2 protein-coding genes are annotated in these 1,763 nt (G+C 34.9%); both read left to right on the forward strand.

Translation table 11 applies throughout. The features are described 5' to 3' along the window. Nucleotides 1-64: 64 nt before the first annotated feature. Nucleotides 65-745 carry a helix-turn-helix domain-containing protein gene (locus AB5642_RS20220; protein WP_173717586.1) on the forward strand — a complete coding sequence of 227 codons (681 nt, stop codon included), beginning with the start codon at nt 65-67 and terminating at the stop codon, nt 743-745. Then, entirely contained in the window at nt 742-1,707 is a 966-nt protein-coding gene (locus AB5642_RS20225) for an IS3 family transposase (RefSeq protein WP_173717587.1), read from the forward strand. The genes AB5642_RS20220 and AB5642_RS20225 overlap by 4 nt, the downstream gene beginning before the upstream one ends. The last annotated feature ends 56 nt before the right edge of the window (nt 1,708-1,763 follow it).

Raw genomic sequence — 1,763 nt, forward strand, 5'->3', positions numbered from 1 at the left:
TGATATGATACCTCTAAAGTAGACAGATTAAATATAAAAATCTGTTACTTTGGAGGTATTTTTCATGCCAAAATCAAAACATTCACCTGAGTTTAGAGCTAAAGTATCGCAGGAATATCTGGATGGTATAGGTTCTATTCAGTTCCTTGCTGATAAATACAGTATAGGATATTCAACACTAAAAGGATGGATTAATGAATATCAAATTCATGGGATAGCTGCATTTTGTCATCCATCGAATAGAAATAGAACTTATTCAAAGGAGTTTAAACTCCGATGCGTAGAAGCAGTTCTAAATGGAGAAGGGACTGTTGACGATATCATCGCTAAATATGCAATATCTAGTCGTTCTGTTTTGCGAAGTTGGATTAAGGTGTATAATGCCAATAGAGAGTTCAAGGATTATAATCCAAAACGGGAGGTCTATATGGCAGAGGCACGAAGAAAAACAACACTTGAGGAACGAAAAGAAATCGTTAATTATTGCATCAACCATAATCGTGACTATAAGAATACAGCTACAAAATTCAATGTTTCTTACGGTCAGGTCTATTCTTGGGTAAAGAAATATGATAGTGATGGGGAATCCGGATTAACTGACAGACGCGGTCAACGTAAAACAGATGATGAAGTAGATGAATTAGAACGTTTGAGACGTGAAAACTTACGACTAAAGCGTCAGCTGGAAGAAAAGGATATGGTTGTTGAATTGTTAAAAAAAGTGAAAGACTTCGAAAGGATGTGAGGCTGGGTAAGGTTCGTCATGAATCAAAATATCTTGCGATAGAATATTTTCATACAGAGAAAAACTGGAGTATTGGATGGATGTGTAAACATTTGGAGGTCGCAAGAGCTGCTTATTATAAATGGCTACACCGTGAAACACCTGAGGATGAAATGGAAAACATCAAACTTGCAGAGCTCATTAAGGAGTATGATGAACGCTTTAGTCATATCTTAGGGTATCGGAGAATGACTTCTTGGATCAATCATTTTAATCAAACAAAGTACAGCAAAAATAGAGTTCACAGAATTATGAAAAAACTGGGAATCCATTCCGTTATACGAAAAAAGAAGAAAAAATATAGGAATGCCAATGCAGATGAAACAACACAAAATATATTACAAAGAGATTTTTACGCAACTGCACCCAATCAAAAATGGGCTACTGATGTGACTGAATTTAAAGTGCCAGGTAAAAAAAAGAAGTTGTATTTAAGTGCCATTATAGATCTGTATGATAGATATCCTGTGTCATATGCTGTTAGTGCCAGAAATGATAATAAATTAGTATTTAAAACTTTTGATAAGGCAATTGCGTTGAACCCCTGTGCAAAGCCGATTTTTCATTCAGATCGGGGATTCCAGTATACCAGCAAAATGTTTAAAAAGAAACTTGTAAAACAAGAAATGAGACAATCCATGTCTCGGGTTGGACATTGTATTGATAATGGACCAACAGAAGGTTTCTGGGGAATTATCAAAGCAGAAATGTATCAGATGTACGAAATAACTGATGAATCCTCATTAAGATTTGCAATAAAGGATTATATAAGATTTTATAGTGAAGAACGTCCACAGGATAGGTATTGCTGCAAAACACCCCTAGAAGTACGTCAAGAAGCACTGAAATCTGACATACCAGTAGAATATCCTATTCCAGAAAACAAACGAATTAAAAAATATAAAGAGAAATGGTGTGCATAAAAATACCTACACTCCAAAATGAAATGTAGGTATTTTTGTCGCTTACCTTTAGATAT

Source organism: Ruminococcus sp. 1001136sp1_2201st1_G3_2201SCRN_220225 (assembly GCF_040924365.1).
Classification (GTDB): domain Bacteria; phylum Bacillota; class Clostridia; order Lachnospirales; family Lachnospiraceae; genus Blautia_A; species Blautia_A faecis.